This is a genomic window from Olsenella massiliensis, assembly GCF_001457795.1.
In the GTDB taxonomy this organism is placed as follows: domain Bacteria; phylum Actinomycetota; class Coriobacteriia; order Coriobacteriales; family Atopobiaceae; genus Olsenella_F; species Olsenella_F massiliensis.
In genome coordinates this window covers 148721-163082 of the sequence record NZ_LN898211.1, presented here as the reverse complement: position 1 = coordinate 163082, position 14362 = coordinate 148721, and the positions used below count along the sequence as shown (strand labels likewise).

Here is a 14362-nt window from a genome sequence, read left to right as displayed (position 1 = left end):
AAGCTGGACGTATGAGCTGGGCGATGACGTGAGACGTTCGTATGTCGTGAGCTGTGAACCGTACCGTTACTTCGTAAATAAGTTATACTTATTTCGTTCGTAATATATTGTACGCCGGTGCCGGGGCACTGTCAACGAGCGTCCCTGAACCGGCGCGTACGTACAGAACATACATATGCTCCTGACACACGCGTCGCGCAGGGGTCCCGATGGGGTACTCTGTAGATACCCTTGAAAGAGGATTTTGTTTCGTTCATAAGCTCAAAAACATGTGCGCGAGGTCTCAGGCTGTTCCTCGCTCGCACGACGTCGACAGGGGGTTGGCAATGGACACGATCGTCGGACACGAAACCACCGAGGGCGGTCGGTCCTCGCAAGGCGGCGATGCGCTCATGGACGAGCTCATCGAGCGTGAGTGGGCGATGTTCTCCACCGTCAACGAGGGTCACGAAAAGGTGGCGTGCCAGGAGCGACCACGGACCTTTGACCAGATGCGGCGCGCCCAGTTTGAGAGCTGGTCAGCCGAGGCCCTGGAGAGCTACCTTAACGACCTGCGCGCCGCCGAGCAGGAGGGGCGCAACCTCGTCACCGAGAAGTACCTGCACATGATGCGCGCCACCGAGCCCGAGAACTACGAGCGTCTGGGTCAGGTGGCGCCGACGCCCTCCCCGCGCGCGTCTCAGCTTGTGGACGAGCTGACGTGTGCGATGGTGCGCGACACCGACGAGCTCGCCGAGAGCTATCCCTATCTCAGCGTCTTCATCCGTCCCGCCACGAGCGCGGGAGACTCCTCCGTTGACACCTCGTTCGAGACGTACACGAGAGGCGAGCTGATGACCTACTCCGAGCGCACGCTCGAGGCGCTGGCCCGCCACCAGCGCGAGCTGGCGGCACAGGGGCGCTCCATGACCCGTGAGGCATTTCAAAACACCCTGCGCTACCAGGGGTTCTCGAGCCTCGACGAGGCCGAGGAGGAGGCGCGGCGCCAGGTCCAGACCCTGGGCGGCAACGAGGCCTGTCCGGACTGCGCCGAATGAGGGAGGGCCGCCATGCAGCATGCGACGGTGTTCAACATGCAGAAGTTCAGCCTCAACGACGGGCCGGGAATCCGCACGGTGGTGTTCCTCAAGGGATGCCCGCTGCGTTGCTTCTGGTGCTCCAACCCCGAGAGCCAGCGACGTGAGCCCCAGCTCGAATGGAAGGAAGGCGCCTGCATAGGCTGCGGTCACTGCATCGAGCTGCTGCCCCATGCAGGGACGTCCGTCGTCGGCGGCAAGGCCCACGTTGACGTGCGTCACGCGGACGCGACGACGCCCGCCGCCGAGAAGGCCGTGGAGGAGTGCCCGGGCAAGGCGCTCTCCATCGCGGGTGAGACCAAGACCGTCGATGAGGTTCTTGAGTTCTGCCTGCAGGACAAGCCGTTCTACGAGGAGTCCGGCGGCGGCGTGACGCTGTCGGGCGGCGAGGCGATGCTGTGGCCCGAATTTGACATCGAGCTGTTGAGTCGCCTGCACGAGGAAGGTGTTGACACCTGCATCGAGACGGAGGCATACGTGCCGACGGAGACGTTCGTCGCAGTCGCCGAGCACCTGGACCACATGCTGATCGACATGAAGCACGGGGATGACGCGGCCCATCGGCGCGGCACGGGCGGTGGCATAGGGCTCATCCACGCAAACATCCGCGCGGCCGTGGAGATGGGCAAGGACGTTCTGGTGCGCACGCCCGTCATCCCCGGCTTCAACGACAGGACCGAGGACGCCCGTCTGATGGCGCGCACCCTGCGCGAGCTGGGGCTTTCACGCGTTCAGCTGCTCCCGTTCCACAACTACGGCGAGAACAAGTACCGGCTGCTCGAGCGCGACTATCCCTTGCATGGCGTCACCGCGCTAAAGCCCGAGGACCTATCTGACTACGCGGCGGCCTATCGTGACGAGGGCGTCGAGGCGTTCTTCTAGGATTGACGCCACCGGCGGCCTGGACGTGACGACCGCTCAGACGGGTTTGGGATGCGCGGGCGCGCCTGGCAGGCGCTCCGGCAAAGGCTTGACCCGTGCGGGAGCACCTGGCGCGCACAAACGCGCATGGATTATGCAGCTGATACTTCACATGCCCCGCAATAAATCGCATTACTCGGGCAAAATGGCCTCAAAAGGGTCAAAAAGGCCGAGTAGTGCGATTTTTGGGCGCACCCTCTTAGGTAGCAAAGCATACTGATTCTCAAAGTATGCATTATGCCGTACAGAGGCACTCGCGGGGACATATCTCTGGATGTCGGCTCCCACCGTCTTGATCCGTAACGTACAGAGGCGCCCGCGGGGACATACCGTGATTCGGATCCGAACCCAAAGTTGGACCCTGAGCCGCCACAAACGTGAGGGCGAGGCCTAACGCGACACCACGTTATGGCGCATCGAGACAATCCGTGTTCGCCCCAGGTGAGCATGGATGACGCGCAGAACCTCATGACCCCGCGACAAAACGAACGGTATCGCACGCCCATCGGTGGTGACCACCTCGATGCCTCGGACGTGCCTGCCGTAGACGTCAGCGCGTACCTTCTGAATGCTTGGCCAGGGAATCGCGACGAACCCTCGCCCCGACGCCGCGATGAAGTCTATGCCCCCGTCGCCCAGCATGATCGTTCCCGGCTTGGGGGCAAGGCGACTCAGGAAGCAGTTTGCCTTGACACCCAGCTCTACCTCGCGGTTGGCCAGCATTGGTTCCTGACGCGCAGAATCTTTGCCTTCGGGGCCAGCGCTCACGTGGCCAGCGCACACGGGATCCGCGCACACAGGGTTTGTGCGCGCACGACCCTGGCATACGTGACCTTGCCCGTCGGCATCCGCTCCCGCATGAAAAACACCTCTGACGGCCTTTTTGACAATGCCAAGCGCGTCAAGCATGTCAGTCATGAAACGCTCCCTTTGGCCTCGTAGTCGCATATGAGAGGGCCCCAGCACCCAGAGGTGCCGGGGCCTCGTCACGCCAAACCATCAGACGCCCCACCATCAGGCGCCCAGCTTCCAGACGCCTAGAAAACTCAGAAGATGCCGACGAGCGCACCCAGGATGCCCACCGCAAACAGCGCGAAGATGATCGTGATGGGGCTCACGCCCTTCTTGAGCAGGCGGATGCACAGGAAGGTGAGGCCCAGCGGCAGCAGGGCGGGAAGCAGCTGGTCAAGCACGGATTGCAGCGTCGTGGTGCGCACCACCTGCGCGACGCCGTCAATCATGCTCACCGTGTCGGTGCTGGCAAGGGTGCCCACCGACCTCACGCCCTGGGTCAGGCTCTCGGCGTTGACCGTGCCGCCGTTGATGGCGTCGGCAAGGCCTGCGATGCCCGGGAAGGTGTCGGCCGCGTTGCTGAGGGCCGCCTTGGAGAAGACGACCTTGGACATGGGCATGGAGGTCCAACGCGGTATGAGGACGCCCATGATGAACATGCCCAGGATGGAGGCACCCATGGTGATCTTCTTGAGGAAGCCGCCAGAGAGGTCCTTGGTGATGTTCATGCCCTGCTTGTAGCCAAACTCCTGCGTGTACCACATGAAGGCAAGCCTGACGAGGTTCCACACGATGAAGAACACGAAGGCACCGGCTATGGAACCCGAGAGGGCCAGCGACGCGCAGAAGGCGCCGAGGACGGGTCGAATCGTGCCCCAGAAGATGGGGTCACCCACGCCGGCAAGCGGGCCCATCATGCCGATCTTCACGCCCTGGATGGCGGCGTCATCGACCTCGACGCCGGCGGCGCGCTCCTCCTCAAGCGTCATCTCGACGCCAAAGATCGGGCTGGCCAGGAAGGGCTGGGTGTTAAAGAACTCAAGGTGGCGCTTGAGGGCCTGGGCCAGGTCATCCTTGTCGGGATAGAGCTCCTTGAGGGCGGGACCCATGCCGTAGCACCAGCCCAGCGCCTGCATGCGCTCGTAGTTCATGGAACCCTGAAGGAACTGGCTCTTCCACCACACCTTGCGACGGGTGGCCTCGCTCAGGCGGGTCGGGGACACAGCTGCGTTGTCTGTCATGTCTCTGCTCCCTTGTTACTCGTAGTCGTTCATGATCATGTCGAGCTGGTCGTCCACGGAGTCACCCCGCGAGGAGCCTCCCCCGCCGTTGAACTCGGGCTTGAGGTTGATGTAGATGAACGCCAGGCACACGCCCAGAATGCCCATGCCGATGAGCGTGATGCCCGAGAGGACCGACAGCACGAAGCCAATGAAGAAGAACGGCCAGAGCTCCTTGGTCGCCATCATGTTGATGACCATGGCATAGCCGACGACGACGATGAACCCGCCGGCAGCGGCGAGCCCGCCCGAGATCCAGACGGGAATGACCTCAAGGGCGGCCTGGACGGCCTCGGCGGGAACGGCGATGACGAAGGCGGCGGGGATGAGGATGCGCAGGCCCTGCAGCGCCAGGGCGGAGAGGTGAAGCCGGTTGACGCGCGCGAGGTTGCCCTGGTCGGCGGCCGCGTCCGCCAGATGGATGATGCCGACGGTGATGGTGCGGATGAAAATCGTGAGGACCAGCCCGGCGACGGCGAGGGCCATGGCGGAGGCGACGCCATCCGCGACGGAGGCGCCCTTCATGCAGACGAGGATGGCCGAGGCGACGGAGGCCAGCGCGGCGTCAGGCGCGACGGCGGCGCCGATGTTCATCCAGCCGAGGGCGACCATCTGCAGGGTTCCGCCCAACAGGACGCCCTCCATGGGGTGACCCGTGACGATGCCGATGAGCGTGCAGGCGACGATGGGCTGGTGAAACTGCCACTCGTCCAGGACGCCCTCGAGGCCGGCCAAGAACGCGACGACGAGCACGAAGATGATGGATACGACGTTCATGTGGTTCCTTCCCTATCGATTGAAGAGGACCTACTTGTTCAGACCGGCCTTGACCACGAGCCCCCAGACGTCCTGCGGCTTGTCCGTGGGGACCTTCTGGGCAAAGAGCTTGAGGCCGCGCTCGTGCAGGGTCCGGACGGCCTTGACGTCGTCGGGGCCGACGGAGAGGGTGTCGTTGAGCAGCACCTTGCCGGCAGAGTGGGCCATGGAGCCAAAGTTGACCTCCTTGAAGTCCACGCCTCCGTCCATCGCACGCACCACGTCCTCGGGGTTCTCAAACAGGAAGAGGGCATTGGTGCTGCCAAAGCGTGGGTCCTCCCAGATCTCGACGAGCTTGGAGACGGGAATGACGTTGGCGCGCACGCCCGGAGGCGCCGCCTCGGTGATGAGGGTCTTGCGCATGGGGTCGCGCGCGACGCCGTCGGACACGACCACGATGCGCGTGGGCGAGACCTGCTTGGCCCACGCGGTCGCGACCTGGCCGTGCAGCAGGCGCGAGTCAATGCGGACCAGCGCCGTCTTGATCTTTCCGTCGCCCAGGACCGTGCCGGGCGCCAGCGTCAACTTGGACTTGCCCGCCCTGGTCGCCGGCGCGGCAGTGACGACCGCCTCGGGAGTGAGGCTCTCGGGCACGACGTTGACGCTCACCTTGGCGCCTTGGTAGACGCCACGTGCCACCTCTGCGGCAGTCTGCGCCTCGACGCGCGACTCATAGGCCGAGAGCAGCATGGGAAGGCTGAGGCCCGTGACCGCGACCCAGTCGTCATGCTCGCCCTCCCCAAAGAGCGTCACGGTCTGGTTGTAGGGAGTGCCGCCCTTAAGATCGACAAGGAACAGCACGTGCTCCTGGTCGGACAGGGTCGAGACGGCCTCGACGAGCTTGGCCTTGAAGTCGTCGGGCCCCATGTCGGGGGTGAGAGAGACAGTCGCGACGTCATCTTGGGAGCCAAAGATCATGGCCCCGGACGACAGGACGCCCTCCGCGAGCCCACCATGACTGGCGAGAACGATTCCTACCACTGCTGACCTCCATTCCATTCTGTGAGAAGAAGCGATGCGTGAACCGTGCATGAAGCGTGTGTGCGCATGTTGTGACGACTGCCGCGGCGCTTGTCGTCAGTTCATGCCTTCGTAATCCTAAAATGTTTCGTTCATAAAGTCTATAGATTTCGCTAGGAATTATCTTAAGAACGGCAAATTGCAGCCCAAACGTGGTGATACACCTGAGAATCAACGGATGACGATATGTCCCATGGCCGGCGGGCGGTGGGAAATCGTCCTTGAACGGCATGATGGCACGTCCTATGCCTACGTCCGCAGACGTGCGACACGACCCGCCGCGCGCCGCAAAGCCCGTCGCCGGCGCGGCACCGAGCGGCGCAGGCACGCCCGTCAGTCGTACTGGGGAGGCACCGCCCGCAGCACCGGGTCCTCTATGAGCCCCTGGAGCTCCACGCCCGCCGTCGCCAGGAACCAATCTCCGGTCGTCACCAGCCCCTGGCGTCGCAATTCGCCCAGAAGCAGCGCACAGACCTCGTCCGCCAGGCACTGCCGACCCTCCCGGTCGCCAGCCGCCCCCACCAGGCGCCGCAGCAGCTCCCCCACCTGGGACCCCAGCACCGGCAGCTCGCACAGCATCCGCCAGGCCCACTTGTAGTAGGGCCGATAGGCGCGATTGAGCAGGAACGTCAGCTGCTCCGCCTCGTCGATGAAGCGCGCCAGGGTCTGGTTGACCGCCACGACGTCGCCGCGCGCCTCCATGCGTGCGAGGTTGTACTGGCCCGTCTGGGCGAGCGCCATGCATCGCGCCGCCATGCGCTTGAGCCAGAGATCGCGCGGGTAGTAGCCCAAGAGCCCCGCGCGCACGGCCGAGAAGACCCCCGGACCGTCAACGAACACCGCACCGTTGGTGGCCAGCAGGAGGTTCTCCTCGGGAATGGCGCGCCACGACCTCCAGCCCACAGGAACGTCGGCGCGACCAATGAGCTCCGTGTAGAAGGCGGACACCGTCATGACGCGCGGCCCCACCCCAAACTCGGACGTGGCCCGCACATGCGCGGGAGGATGCTCGAGCATCAGCTTGGCTTTGAGGCGCTCAAGGCGAGGGACCTGGTCGGCATCCTCGTCGAGGACCCAGAGGTAGAAGTCAATCCCCCAGTCGTGGTCGCGCGAGAGGCCGTCGTCAAGGCCCAGGCATTCCGACCCGTTGCCCACCAGGCCGCAGGCGACGCGAGGCCACAGGTCGGGCGCTGCGGCCGCAAGGGCCGGCGCCGCAACTCGCTCGACATAGGCGCGCACGTCATCCAGGGCCCCCATTATGAGAGGCCCTCTCGCACGTTGCTCATGACCGCGTCGCGCTCGGCCCGGGCGGCGTCAGCCTCGCCGTCACGTCCCAGGTCCTCGAGAAGCGCCGCCATCTCTCCCATCACGGCGGCGTAATCCAACGTCCGTCCCGCACAGCGCAGCAGCGCGTCCCGGGCGCGCTCAAGACATGCCAGCGCCGACGCACGCTCGCCCAAGGCGCGCAGGGCCCGTCCCTGAGCCTCGAGCGCCGAGGCATAGTGCGTCCCCAGGTCGCCCTGTCCCTCGTACCATTGTGCTGACGCCCGAGCCAGCTCGAGGGCGGCGGGAGCGTCCCCGGCCGCGAGCAGCAGATGCGCCACGTTGCCCTGCGACGTGGCAAGCTCGGCATCATGGCCCGGGAGCTGGGCAATGCGCCCCATGGCCTGTCTGGCGACATCGAGCGCCCGGAAGACCTGCCCGTCGTCATGAAGCGCGAGCGAGAGATTGTTGAGCGCCCCCACATGCTCATAGGCATAGGAGTCGCCGGCATCGGCCAATATCGTAGCGGCCTCCTGAAATGCCTCGATGGCCTCCGTGCGGGCGCCCCGGAGCCGGTCAAGACCCGCGCGGTTGAGCAGGACGATGGCATACTGCGGCGTGCCGCCCATACCTTCCTCGCGCAGGACCTGCAGCGTCCTGTCGAACACGGGAAGCGCCTCTCCCAGGCGGCTTGCGTTCCTCAGGTGGCAGGCGAGCTGATTCAGCGCCGGCACGCGGTCGAGGGGGGACTCGCCCGCCCCCAGGGGGCGCTTTGCCTCATCTCGCAGGAAGGATTCGACCGCCATGAGGTCGCCTGCGGCGTACAGGGCGTCGAGCCGCTCGTAGAAGCCTTGCTCCGTCCCTGCCGCGCCCGTCATGCCGTCGACACCCTCACGCCGGCGCCCTCGAGGGCGGAGCGATATGCATCGGATATGCCCGCGTCCGTGTACAGCAGCACGTCATGCCCCGTCAGGCGCAGCGGGCTCGAACCGTGCTGACCGAACTTCTCCGACTCCGTGAGCACCACGACCTTGCTCACCGACGTTGCCATGCCGCGCACGGCATCGGCCCTCATGTGGTCGCCGTTGGTGAAGCCCACCTCGGGCGACCAGCCGTCCACGCCCACGAACAGGTAGTCGACGAGAAACTCGCGTGCGCACAGCCGCACGAGCGGACCCACCATGACCTGCGAGTCGCGCTGCACCACGCCACCGAGCAGCGTCGTCTCGACCGAGCCGCTGTCGCGGATGTAGCTCGCGATGAAGGCGCAGTTGGTGATGATGGTCACGCCCTGCCTGGTGTCGGCAAGCTCGCGGGCAAGAAGCGCGCAGCAGCTTCCGCTCTCGATCATGACCGTTGACCCGTCGGGAACGAGCTCCGCGGCCTTTCGTGCTATCCGGCGCTTTTCCTCGTAGTGGTACGCGAGACGCCCACCAAGGTCGTTGGGGTTGGAAAGGAGCGCGAAGCCATGTTCGCGCTTCACGAGGCCCAGGGCCTGAAGGGCGTCGAGGTCCTTTCGCATGGTGACGTTCGAGACGCCAAGACGTTCGGCAAGGGCCGTGACCTCGAGCCGCTTGTCCTTGGTGAGCATCTCGAGTATCTGGTTGTCCCGCCTGGACATGCACCCTCCGCTCGACGCGCAACGTTTCTCACGAAGCTACTGTAGCGCTTTCCGTAGCGCCTTTTACGTGATAATTTCGTACGTAATGGCGAACGTAATAGAAACGTGCGAGCAAGGGAGAAAAGCCTGCCCCGCGGGGGTCTGCCCTGTCACTTCTTCTTTGTGCCAGATGGCCTCTCCAGGCTCACGCCCGCCGCCGTCATCATGGTCCTGACGTTGGCCTTGCCTCGCTCCACCACCATGTACAGCATGACCGAGGCCAAGGCCGAAAGGACGAACGTGCCTATCCCCACGATGAGCGCCCAGGCGGGACCGCCCTGATAGATGTTCCAGTAGGCGAGCAGCGCCCCCACGGCCAGCAGGGAGTAGGCGATGCGCTTCCACACCTCCAGGTTCATGATGGCGCGCGTCTGCACGTCCGCCTCGCGGATGAGGGCCTCCCTGCGCTCGGGCGAGACCCGCTTCCCCGTGACCACGTGGCGCGCGCCGGGCGCAAAGCCTCCGGGGACCGTGACGGGCGTCGGCTGAGCATCGGCCGCTTTGGTCGCATCGGTCGCGTCGGTCGCGTCGGTCGCGCCTGCCGCCGTTGTTGCCGTGGTCGCCTCCTCGCGTCGCGTGAGGTCACTCTCGCTCGTGTGCATGACTGCGCCTTTCTGTCCTGCGGACGATTGTGAAAGGGGCGAAGGCGACCCAGCCACCAGCCTCCCTGGCCGCCGGGCTCCCTGGCCGCCGGGCTCCCTGGCCCCCTGGCCGCCGGGCCCCCCCTGGCCGCGCCAACGCCTGCCACCCGCTCGCGTCGACTGGGCCGCGTCGTCCGCAAAGCTTACGAACGGGGTGGGGCCGCCAGTGGACCCCACCCCGTCTTTCACTATGACGGCTATGCCGGACCTGCGGGGACCGACGCCCCGTCCGGGGGTCGGCGCCCCGCCCGCGCGCCTAGTAGGACAGGCCGGGGTTGAAGAAGCCCACGAGCACGCCCACGAAGGCGACGGCGACCAGGATGAGCATGACCGGAATCACGCCGATCTTCTTCTTGGTCATCATCCACCAGCAGAGATACACGAACACGAAGTTGAGGAGCTTGGGGAAGATGCCCGAGCCAAAGACGTTGAGCGACACCGCGCCGGTGGCGTTGAGCGCCTCGGCCGTGACGGTGGAGCTGCTGGACCACAGGACGTTCTCGAGCGGCCCGACGCCCGGCAGCACGAGCGCCGTGCTGATGGAGACCCAGGTGGCGGCGACGGCGCCGATGACCATGGCGCCCACCATCAGAATGGCGCTGCGCAGGGCCTGGGACTCGGGACCGACGAGAGCCTGGACGGCGGAGCCGCCGAGCTCGTAGCCGCGGTCATAGGCGAGCTTCATGCCAAAGTACATGAGGACGTTCCACGCGACGATGTAGAACAGGGGACCCAGGACCGAGCCGCCGGCGGACAGGCCAAGGGCGATGCCCAGCAGGATGGGGATGAACGTGCCGACGATGATGGAGTCGCCGAGGCCGGCGAGGGGGCCCATCAGGCCGGCGCGGATGCCGTTGATGGTCTCGTCGTCGATGGCCTCACCGTTGGCGCGAGCCTCCTCGAGGCCGGCCGTGAGGCCCACGACCATGGTGCCGATCTGGGGCTCGGTGTTGAAGAACGTGGTGTACGTCTCAAGCGCGCTGACCTTGTCCTCGTCCTTGTCGTAGAGCTCGTCCACGATGGGAAGCATGGCGGCAAGGTAGCCAAACGTCTGCATGTGCGCCTGTGAGAAGCAGGTCAGGTTGCCGTAGGCCCAGTTCCTAAAGGACTTCCTGCGGGCACCGGTGGAAATCTTCTTGGTCTCGGCCATGATTAGATGTCCTCCTCTTCCTCGTCGTCGGAGGCGCCGACACCACCGGAAATGGCGGGACGGGCGACCTTGGCCTCCTCGATCTGATACTTGATGAGCGCGAAGAACGCGGCCACGACGGCGCACGCGATGAGATTGAGGTGCAGGCAGGCCGCGAGCGTGAAGCCAAAGGCAAAGGTCAGCCAGTCAAGAGGCTTGTTGATGACCTGCTTGCACAGGATGGCGATACCGACGGCGGGAAGAAGGGAGCCGACGGTGAACAGCGTCTTCATGGCCAGGCCGTCCATGGGCATGTAGTCCTTCATGAGCTGGACCATCTGGGAGCCGGCCATGCAGATGATGAACGTGGGAATGAAGGAGAACAGGACGTGCGAAATCCAGGGATAGACAAAGTCGACGAGCGGGATCTGACGCTTGATGGTGTTCCAGTCGCGGGTCTCCATGGCCTTCCAGCCGATGGACTGCCACACGAGGTTGAGCGTGGCGGTGCCATAGAACAGGACGGTGCCGAGGGTGCCGACGGCGGCGCCGAGGGCGGCGGCGAGCGACGCGGCGGCGGCGGAGCTGGGGTCGAGGCCCTGGGCGTGAATGGCCAGGATTGACAGGGGGATGCCGATGTAGGTCACGGCGCGCACGTCGGCGGAGACGGTTCCGCCGGGGGTCACCAGGGCGATGTAGACGACCTGGATGGCCGCGCCGACGATGATGCCGGACTGGACGTCGCCAAGGATGAGACCGACGAAGAGGCCTCCGACGAGGGGTCGACCAAGGGTGTAGTTACCGATGGTCGTGCCGCCCATGCCTGGCAGGGAGGCCAGGCAGGCAAAGAGACCCAGCAACGCGGCCTGAAGTGCATTGATTGCCATAACGCATGCCACCTTTCTTACCTAGATGCTCCTCCGCCCTCCAAAAGGGGCGGATCGACTATGTCGAGGGGCCCTCGCACGAGAGGCCCCGTGGTGCCTACTGAAGGTCGAAGCGACTGCGGAACTTGGACCAGTTGCCGATGGCGTTGTCCTTGAGGAGCGCGAACTCGACGCTGTAGCCCGCCTTGGTGATGTCCTCGATGGCCTGGGCCTCCTCGGGGGTGATGGACTGGTTGTTGCCCAGCTTCACGGCGCCGGGACGATCGTTGCACGGGCCCACGATGACGGTCTTGATCGAGGAGGGCTTGAAGCCAAAGTCCACGAGGATCTTCTTCATGTCCACAGGGTTCTTGGTGATGAGGAAGTAGTTCGTCTTGCTCGCGAGGACCTTCTCCATGCTCTCCTTGAAGTGGTCGAGCGTCCAGACGAAGGTCTTCTTTTCGGGTGCGGCGCCCTTGTAGGCGGCCTTGAGGACGGGGTTGTTGGCCGCCGCGTCGTTGACGGCGATGATGCCGTCGCAGGGGAACTCCAGGGCCCAGCGGGTGACGGTCTGGCCGTGAATCATGCGGTCATCGATACGAACGAATGAGATCATGGGGACGCTTCCTTTCTGGTTGACGGGAAAACCTGCGATGCGCCGCTGCGCGACGCGGGGACGTTGGCTTTCGCACGAAGCGTGCCTCAGAGGTCCTCGTCCTCGTCGCCGCCCAGGTCGAGCACAAACTCACGGATGGCGGCCTGACCCTCGGCGATGACGCGCTCCTTGAGGGTGGCGTCGTCCTCGTCGGCCTCCATGGCGGCCGTGATGACCATGGGAAGGTTGGCGCCGCCAAACACGGTCAGATGCTCCATGATGCCCTTCTTGGTGAGGACGTTCATGGCGTTGGTGAGGGGGGACCCGCCTATGACGTCGCCAAACAGGAAGACGGAGTCATCGGCGCCGATGGGGGCCACCGTCTCCTCGAGCTTCTGGACATAGGCCTCGGCGCCCATGTCGCTGGTCATGCAGCAGTCAAGGACGTCATCCCTCTCGCCCACCAGCATGTCGAGCACGCTATGCAGCCCGGGGGCAAACGTGCCATGGCTCACGATCAACAGATAGCGCATGCGGTCTCCTTCCATAGCGACATGAGCGAACCCACGACCGCCCGAGTGCAACTTTGTCTTGGTGGCCTCGGGACTTCGCCAAACCAACTGTCAGTATACCGTGTTATGGAGGAGATGTGTCCAAATCTTTCTGAAACGGTGAAGACGTCTCGTTGTCCTGTACGTTTCCTGTCGCCGGGGGCCGTTGCGACCCCTCACTCCCAGGAGATCGAGGCAACCTCGTCGCCCACCTGGACGCTGCCGCTGTCGCGGATGTCCAGGCGGGAGAACTCGCTCGAGTTGGTGACGATCATGAGGACGGGGCTCGACGCGTCCTTTCCCACCAGGGTGGGGTCCCACGACAAAAGCGGCGTGCCGCGATGCGCCGAGTCGTTCTGCCACACGTGCTGGCGGAAGCCTCGCCTGCTGGCCGACGCCGTTGAGGAGGCGACGACGATGAGGACCTCGATGCCGTCCTGGGTCAGCACGCCAATGGCGTGGCGCGTGGGAACCTGCACCGTCACGCGACAGGCGGCGGGCGCGTACACCGTGTTCCCGCTTGGGACGATGGCCACCCCCGCCCCGCAGGCGCCGCTCGCAAAGTACGGGTCGTCCACGTCGGACAGCGCAAGGAGCTCCCCCGTCACGGGGGCGAAGAGCTTGCCCCTCTCCTCGAGGGGCACCTCCAGGGTCACGTAGTCGTGGTCGTGGAAGGAGCGGTTGCGCTGGTTCTCGTCGATGCGCGCCATGAGGTCGCGCGTCTTGTCGCTCATGTAGTAGAGGTCTGCGGTCACCTTGTCGGGGCGCTCGTAGGCATGGACGAAGAAGGTCGTGTTCGCGACGGGCCCCGGGATGTCTCGGTGGAGCAGCTCGGCGCTCGAGACGAGCGTCTCCTCGGCGGGCATGCGGTAGCGTCCTGGAAAGCGGCGAAGCAGAAGCGCCCGCACCTGGGAAATCTCGGATTCGCGGACGCCGCAGGACCTCAGGAAGCCCTCGTAGCCGCCAAACGTCTCGTGGATGCGGTCGTGCACGAGCGAGATGGACGCAATCCTCGTCCTAAGCTCGCCGCGCACCTGGAGGGTGCGGGCGCCCTCCCCCACGCGCTCGAAGATGGCCGCGTTGACCTCGGGGATGTAGCCAAAGGAGTAGACGTAGTCGGCCACGAGCTGGCGCCTCTCGACGCCCGCGAGCCCCAGAAGCACCAGTGAGAGAAGGCCCGTGCGGTCGCTTCCCGCTCCGCAGTGGAAGAGCGTGCACGCCGAGCGCGGCGCGTGCGCCAGGAAGGTGAAGATCTGCCGGAAGGCCGCGCGGTTCTCGAGCATGGAAAGGAGGTTCTCGGTAAGATAGCCGCCCGCGTCGTCCTCGTGCGCGAGCACGCCCGCCGAGATGTCAAAGTCGTAGAGCGGCACGTTGAGGTACTCGACGTTGCGCAGCGACAGCAGGCTTTCGGGGCTGTTGGCGACCTCCTCCTTGCCGCGCAGGTCGAGGATGCGCCGCACGCCGTAGTCAAAGAGCTCGCGCGCGTCGGAGGGGCTGATGCGCGCCGTGGAGCCAGAGCGCAGAAAGCGCCGATAGCGCGTGGTGCCCGAGGGCGTGGGAAAGCCGCCGAGCTCGCGGACGTTGATGCCCGTCGCGATGTCGACCTGGCCCGTCTCACAGCCGCTGCGGGCGGCGCCCCGCTGCCGGCCTCTGCCCAGAAGGCGCATGCCATCACCCCTTTCGCTCGCATGGTCCTGAGCTCATCGTAGCAGCCTGACATGTGTCCGACCACGTCGCTCGCCGCACGTCTTC

Annotated in this window: 15 protein-coding genes; 2 read left to right on the top strand and 13 right to left on the bottom strand. The window is 65.1% G+C overall.

What is annotated here, in order from left to right:
* Positions 1-326 precede the first annotated feature (326 nt).
* Positions 327-1037, top strand: coding sequence for a DUF4125 family protein (locus tag BN3001_RS04800; RefSeq protein WP_058270678.1), 711 nt, complete (start codon positions 327-329; stop codon positions 1035-1037).
* A 12-nt stretch (positions 1038-1049) separates the two neighbouring features.
* Positions 1050-1958: a glycyl-radical enzyme activating protein gene (locus BN3001_RS04795; RefSeq protein ID WP_058270677.1), complete on the top strand. Its 909-nt coding sequence runs from the start codon at positions 1050-1052 to the stop codon at positions 1956-1958.
* A 429-nt stretch (positions 1959-2387) separates the two neighbouring features.
* Here the strand turns inward: BN3001_RS04795 and BN3001_RS08720 are convergent, their stop codons facing one another.
* From BN3001_RS08720 to BN3001_RS04730, 13 genes are all read right to left on the bottom strand, one after another.
* Positions 2388-2720 carry a DUF956 family protein gene (locus BN3001_RS08720; RefSeq protein WP_058270676.1) on the bottom strand — a complete coding sequence of 111 codons (333 nt, stop codon included), beginning with the start codon at positions 2718-2720 and terminating at the stop codon, positions 2388-2390.
* A 323-nt stretch (positions 2721-3043) separates the two neighbouring features.
* Positions 3044-4030 carry a PTS system mannose/fructose/sorbose family transporter subunit IID gene (locus tag BN3001_RS04785; protein ID WP_058270675.1) on the bottom strand — a complete coding sequence of 329 codons (987 nt, stop codon included), beginning with the start codon at positions 4028-4030 and terminating at the stop codon, positions 3044-3046.
* Positions 4031-4045: 15 nt separating this feature from the next.
* Positions 4046-4846 (bottom strand): PTS mannose/fructose/sorbose transporter subunit IIC, encoded by an 801-nt coding sequence (locus tag BN3001_RS04780; protein ID WP_058270674.1) that lies wholly within the window; start codon positions 4844-4846, stop codon positions 4046-4048.
* 30 nt (positions 4847-4876) lie between these two features.
* Complete coding sequence (locus BN3001_RS04775; protein WP_058270673.1) at positions 4877-5866, bottom strand: PTS sugar transporter subunit IIB; 990 nt, start codon at positions 5864-5866, stop codon at positions 4877-4879.
* A gap of 372 nt (positions 5867-6238) precedes the next feature.
* Positions 6239-7162 (bottom strand): DUF4037 domain-containing protein, encoded by a 924-nt coding sequence (locus BN3001_RS04770; RefSeq protein WP_058270672.1) that lies wholly within the window; start codon positions 7160-7162, stop codon positions 6239-6241.
* Positions 7162-8046: a tetratricopeptide repeat protein gene (locus tag BN3001_RS04765; protein ID WP_058270671.1), complete on the bottom strand. Its 885-nt coding sequence runs from the start codon at positions 8044-8046 to the stop codon at positions 7162-7164. The genes BN3001_RS04770 and BN3001_RS04765 overlap by 1 nt, the downstream gene beginning before the upstream one ends.
* A complete protein-coding gene (locus BN3001_RS04760; protein ID WP_058270670.1) occupies positions 8043-8789 on the bottom strand; it encodes a DeoR/GlpR family DNA-binding transcription regulator in 747 nt (248 codons plus the stop codon). The genes BN3001_RS04765 and BN3001_RS04760 overlap by 4 nt, the downstream gene beginning before the upstream one ends.
* Before the next feature lie 149 nt (positions 8790-8938).
* Positions 8939-9430, bottom strand: coding sequence for a hypothetical protein (locus BN3001_RS04755; RefSeq protein WP_058270669.1), 492 nt, complete (start codon positions 9428-9430; stop codon positions 8939-8941).
* A 295-nt stretch (positions 9431-9725) separates the two neighbouring features.
* Positions 9726-10619 (bottom strand): PTS system mannose/fructose/sorbose family transporter subunit IID, encoded by an 894-nt coding sequence (locus BN3001_RS04750; RefSeq protein WP_058270668.1) that lies wholly within the window; start codon positions 10617-10619, stop codon positions 9726-9728.
* A 2-nt stretch (positions 10620-10621) separates the two neighbouring features.
* Entirely contained in the window at positions 10622-11485 is an 864-nt protein-coding gene (locus tag BN3001_RS04745) for a PTS mannose/fructose/sorbose/N-acetylgalactosamine transporter subunit IIC (protein WP_058270667.1), read from the bottom strand.
* A gap of 97 nt (positions 11486-11582) precedes the next feature.
* On the bottom strand, positions 11583-12080 hold the full coding sequence (locus BN3001_RS04740; RefSeq protein ID WP_058270666.1) for a PTS sugar transporter subunit IIB: 498 nt from the start codon (positions 12078-12080) through the stop codon (positions 11583-11585).
* An 86-nt stretch (positions 12081-12166) separates the two neighbouring features.
* Positions 12167-12592 carry a PTS sugar transporter subunit IIA gene (locus tag BN3001_RS04735; protein ID WP_058270665.1) on the bottom strand — a complete coding sequence of 142 codons (426 nt, stop codon included), beginning with the start codon at positions 12590-12592 and terminating at the stop codon, positions 12167-12169.
* Between the two features lie 194 nt (positions 12593-12786).
* On the bottom strand, positions 12787-14277 hold the full coding sequence (locus BN3001_RS04730; protein WP_058270664.1) for a tyrosine-protein phosphatase: 1491 nt from the start codon (positions 14275-14277) through the stop codon (positions 12787-12789).
* Positions 14278-14362 lie beyond the last annotated feature (85 nt).

What these genes read in the sequence shown, in the direction of transcription:
- BN3001_RS04800 (WP_058270678.1), top strand. Translation starts at nt 327, where the DNA reads ATGGACACGATCGTCGGACACGAAACCACCGAGGGCGGTCGGTCCTCG.
- BN3001_RS04770 (WP_058270672.1), bottom strand. Translation starts at nt 7,162, where the DNA reads ATGGGGGCCCTGGATGACGTGCGCGCCTATGTCGAGCGAGTTGCGGCG.
- BN3001_RS08720 (WP_058270676.1), bottom strand. Translation starts at nt 2,720, where the DNA reads ATGCTGGCCAACCGCGAGGTAGAGCTGGGTGTCAAGGCAAACTGCTTC.
- BN3001_RS04795 (WP_058270677.1), top strand. Translation starts at nt 1,050, where the DNA reads ATGCAGCATGCGACGGTGTTCAACATGCAGAAGTTCAGCCTCAACGAC.
- BN3001_RS04735 (WP_058270665.1), bottom strand. Translation starts at nt 12,592, where the DNA reads ATGCGCTATCTGTTGATCGTGAGCCATGGCACGTTTGCCCCCGGGCTG.
- BN3001_RS04730 (WP_058270664.1), bottom strand. Translation starts at nt 14,277, where the DNA reads ATGCGCCTTCTGGGCAGAGGCCGGCAGCGGGGCGCCGCCCGCAGCGGC.
- BN3001_RS04755 (WP_058270669.1), bottom strand. Translation starts at nt 9,430, where the DNA reads ATGCACACGAGCGAGAGTGACCTCACGCGACGCGAGGAGGCGACCACG.
- BN3001_RS04765 (WP_058270671.1), bottom strand. Translation starts at nt 8,046, where the DNA reads ATGACGGGCGCGGCAGGGACGGAGCAAGGCTTCTACGAGCGGCTCGAC.
- BN3001_RS04785 (WP_058270675.1), bottom strand. Translation starts at nt 4,030, where the DNA reads ATGACAGACAACGCAGCTGTGTCCCCGACCCGCCTGAGCGAGGCCACC.
- BN3001_RS04750 (WP_058270668.1), bottom strand. Translation starts at nt 10,619, where the DNA reads ATGGCCGAGACCAAGAAGATTTCCACCGGTGCCCGCAGGAAGTCCTTT.
- BN3001_RS04760 (WP_058270670.1), bottom strand. Translation starts at nt 8,789, where the DNA reads ATGTCCAGGCGGGACAACCAGATACTCGAGATGCTCACCAAGGACAAG.
- BN3001_RS04780 (WP_058270674.1), bottom strand. Translation starts at nt 4,846, where the DNA reads ATGAACGTCGTATCCATCATCTTCGTGCTCGTCGTCGCGTTCTTGGCC.
- BN3001_RS04745 (WP_058270667.1), bottom strand. Translation starts at nt 11,485, where the DNA reads ATGGCAATCAATGCACTTCAGGCCGCGTTGCTGGGTCTCTTTGCCTGC.
- BN3001_RS04740 (WP_058270666.1), bottom strand. Translation starts at nt 12,080, where the DNA reads ATGATCTCATTCGTTCGTATCGATGACCGCATGATTCACGGCCAGACC.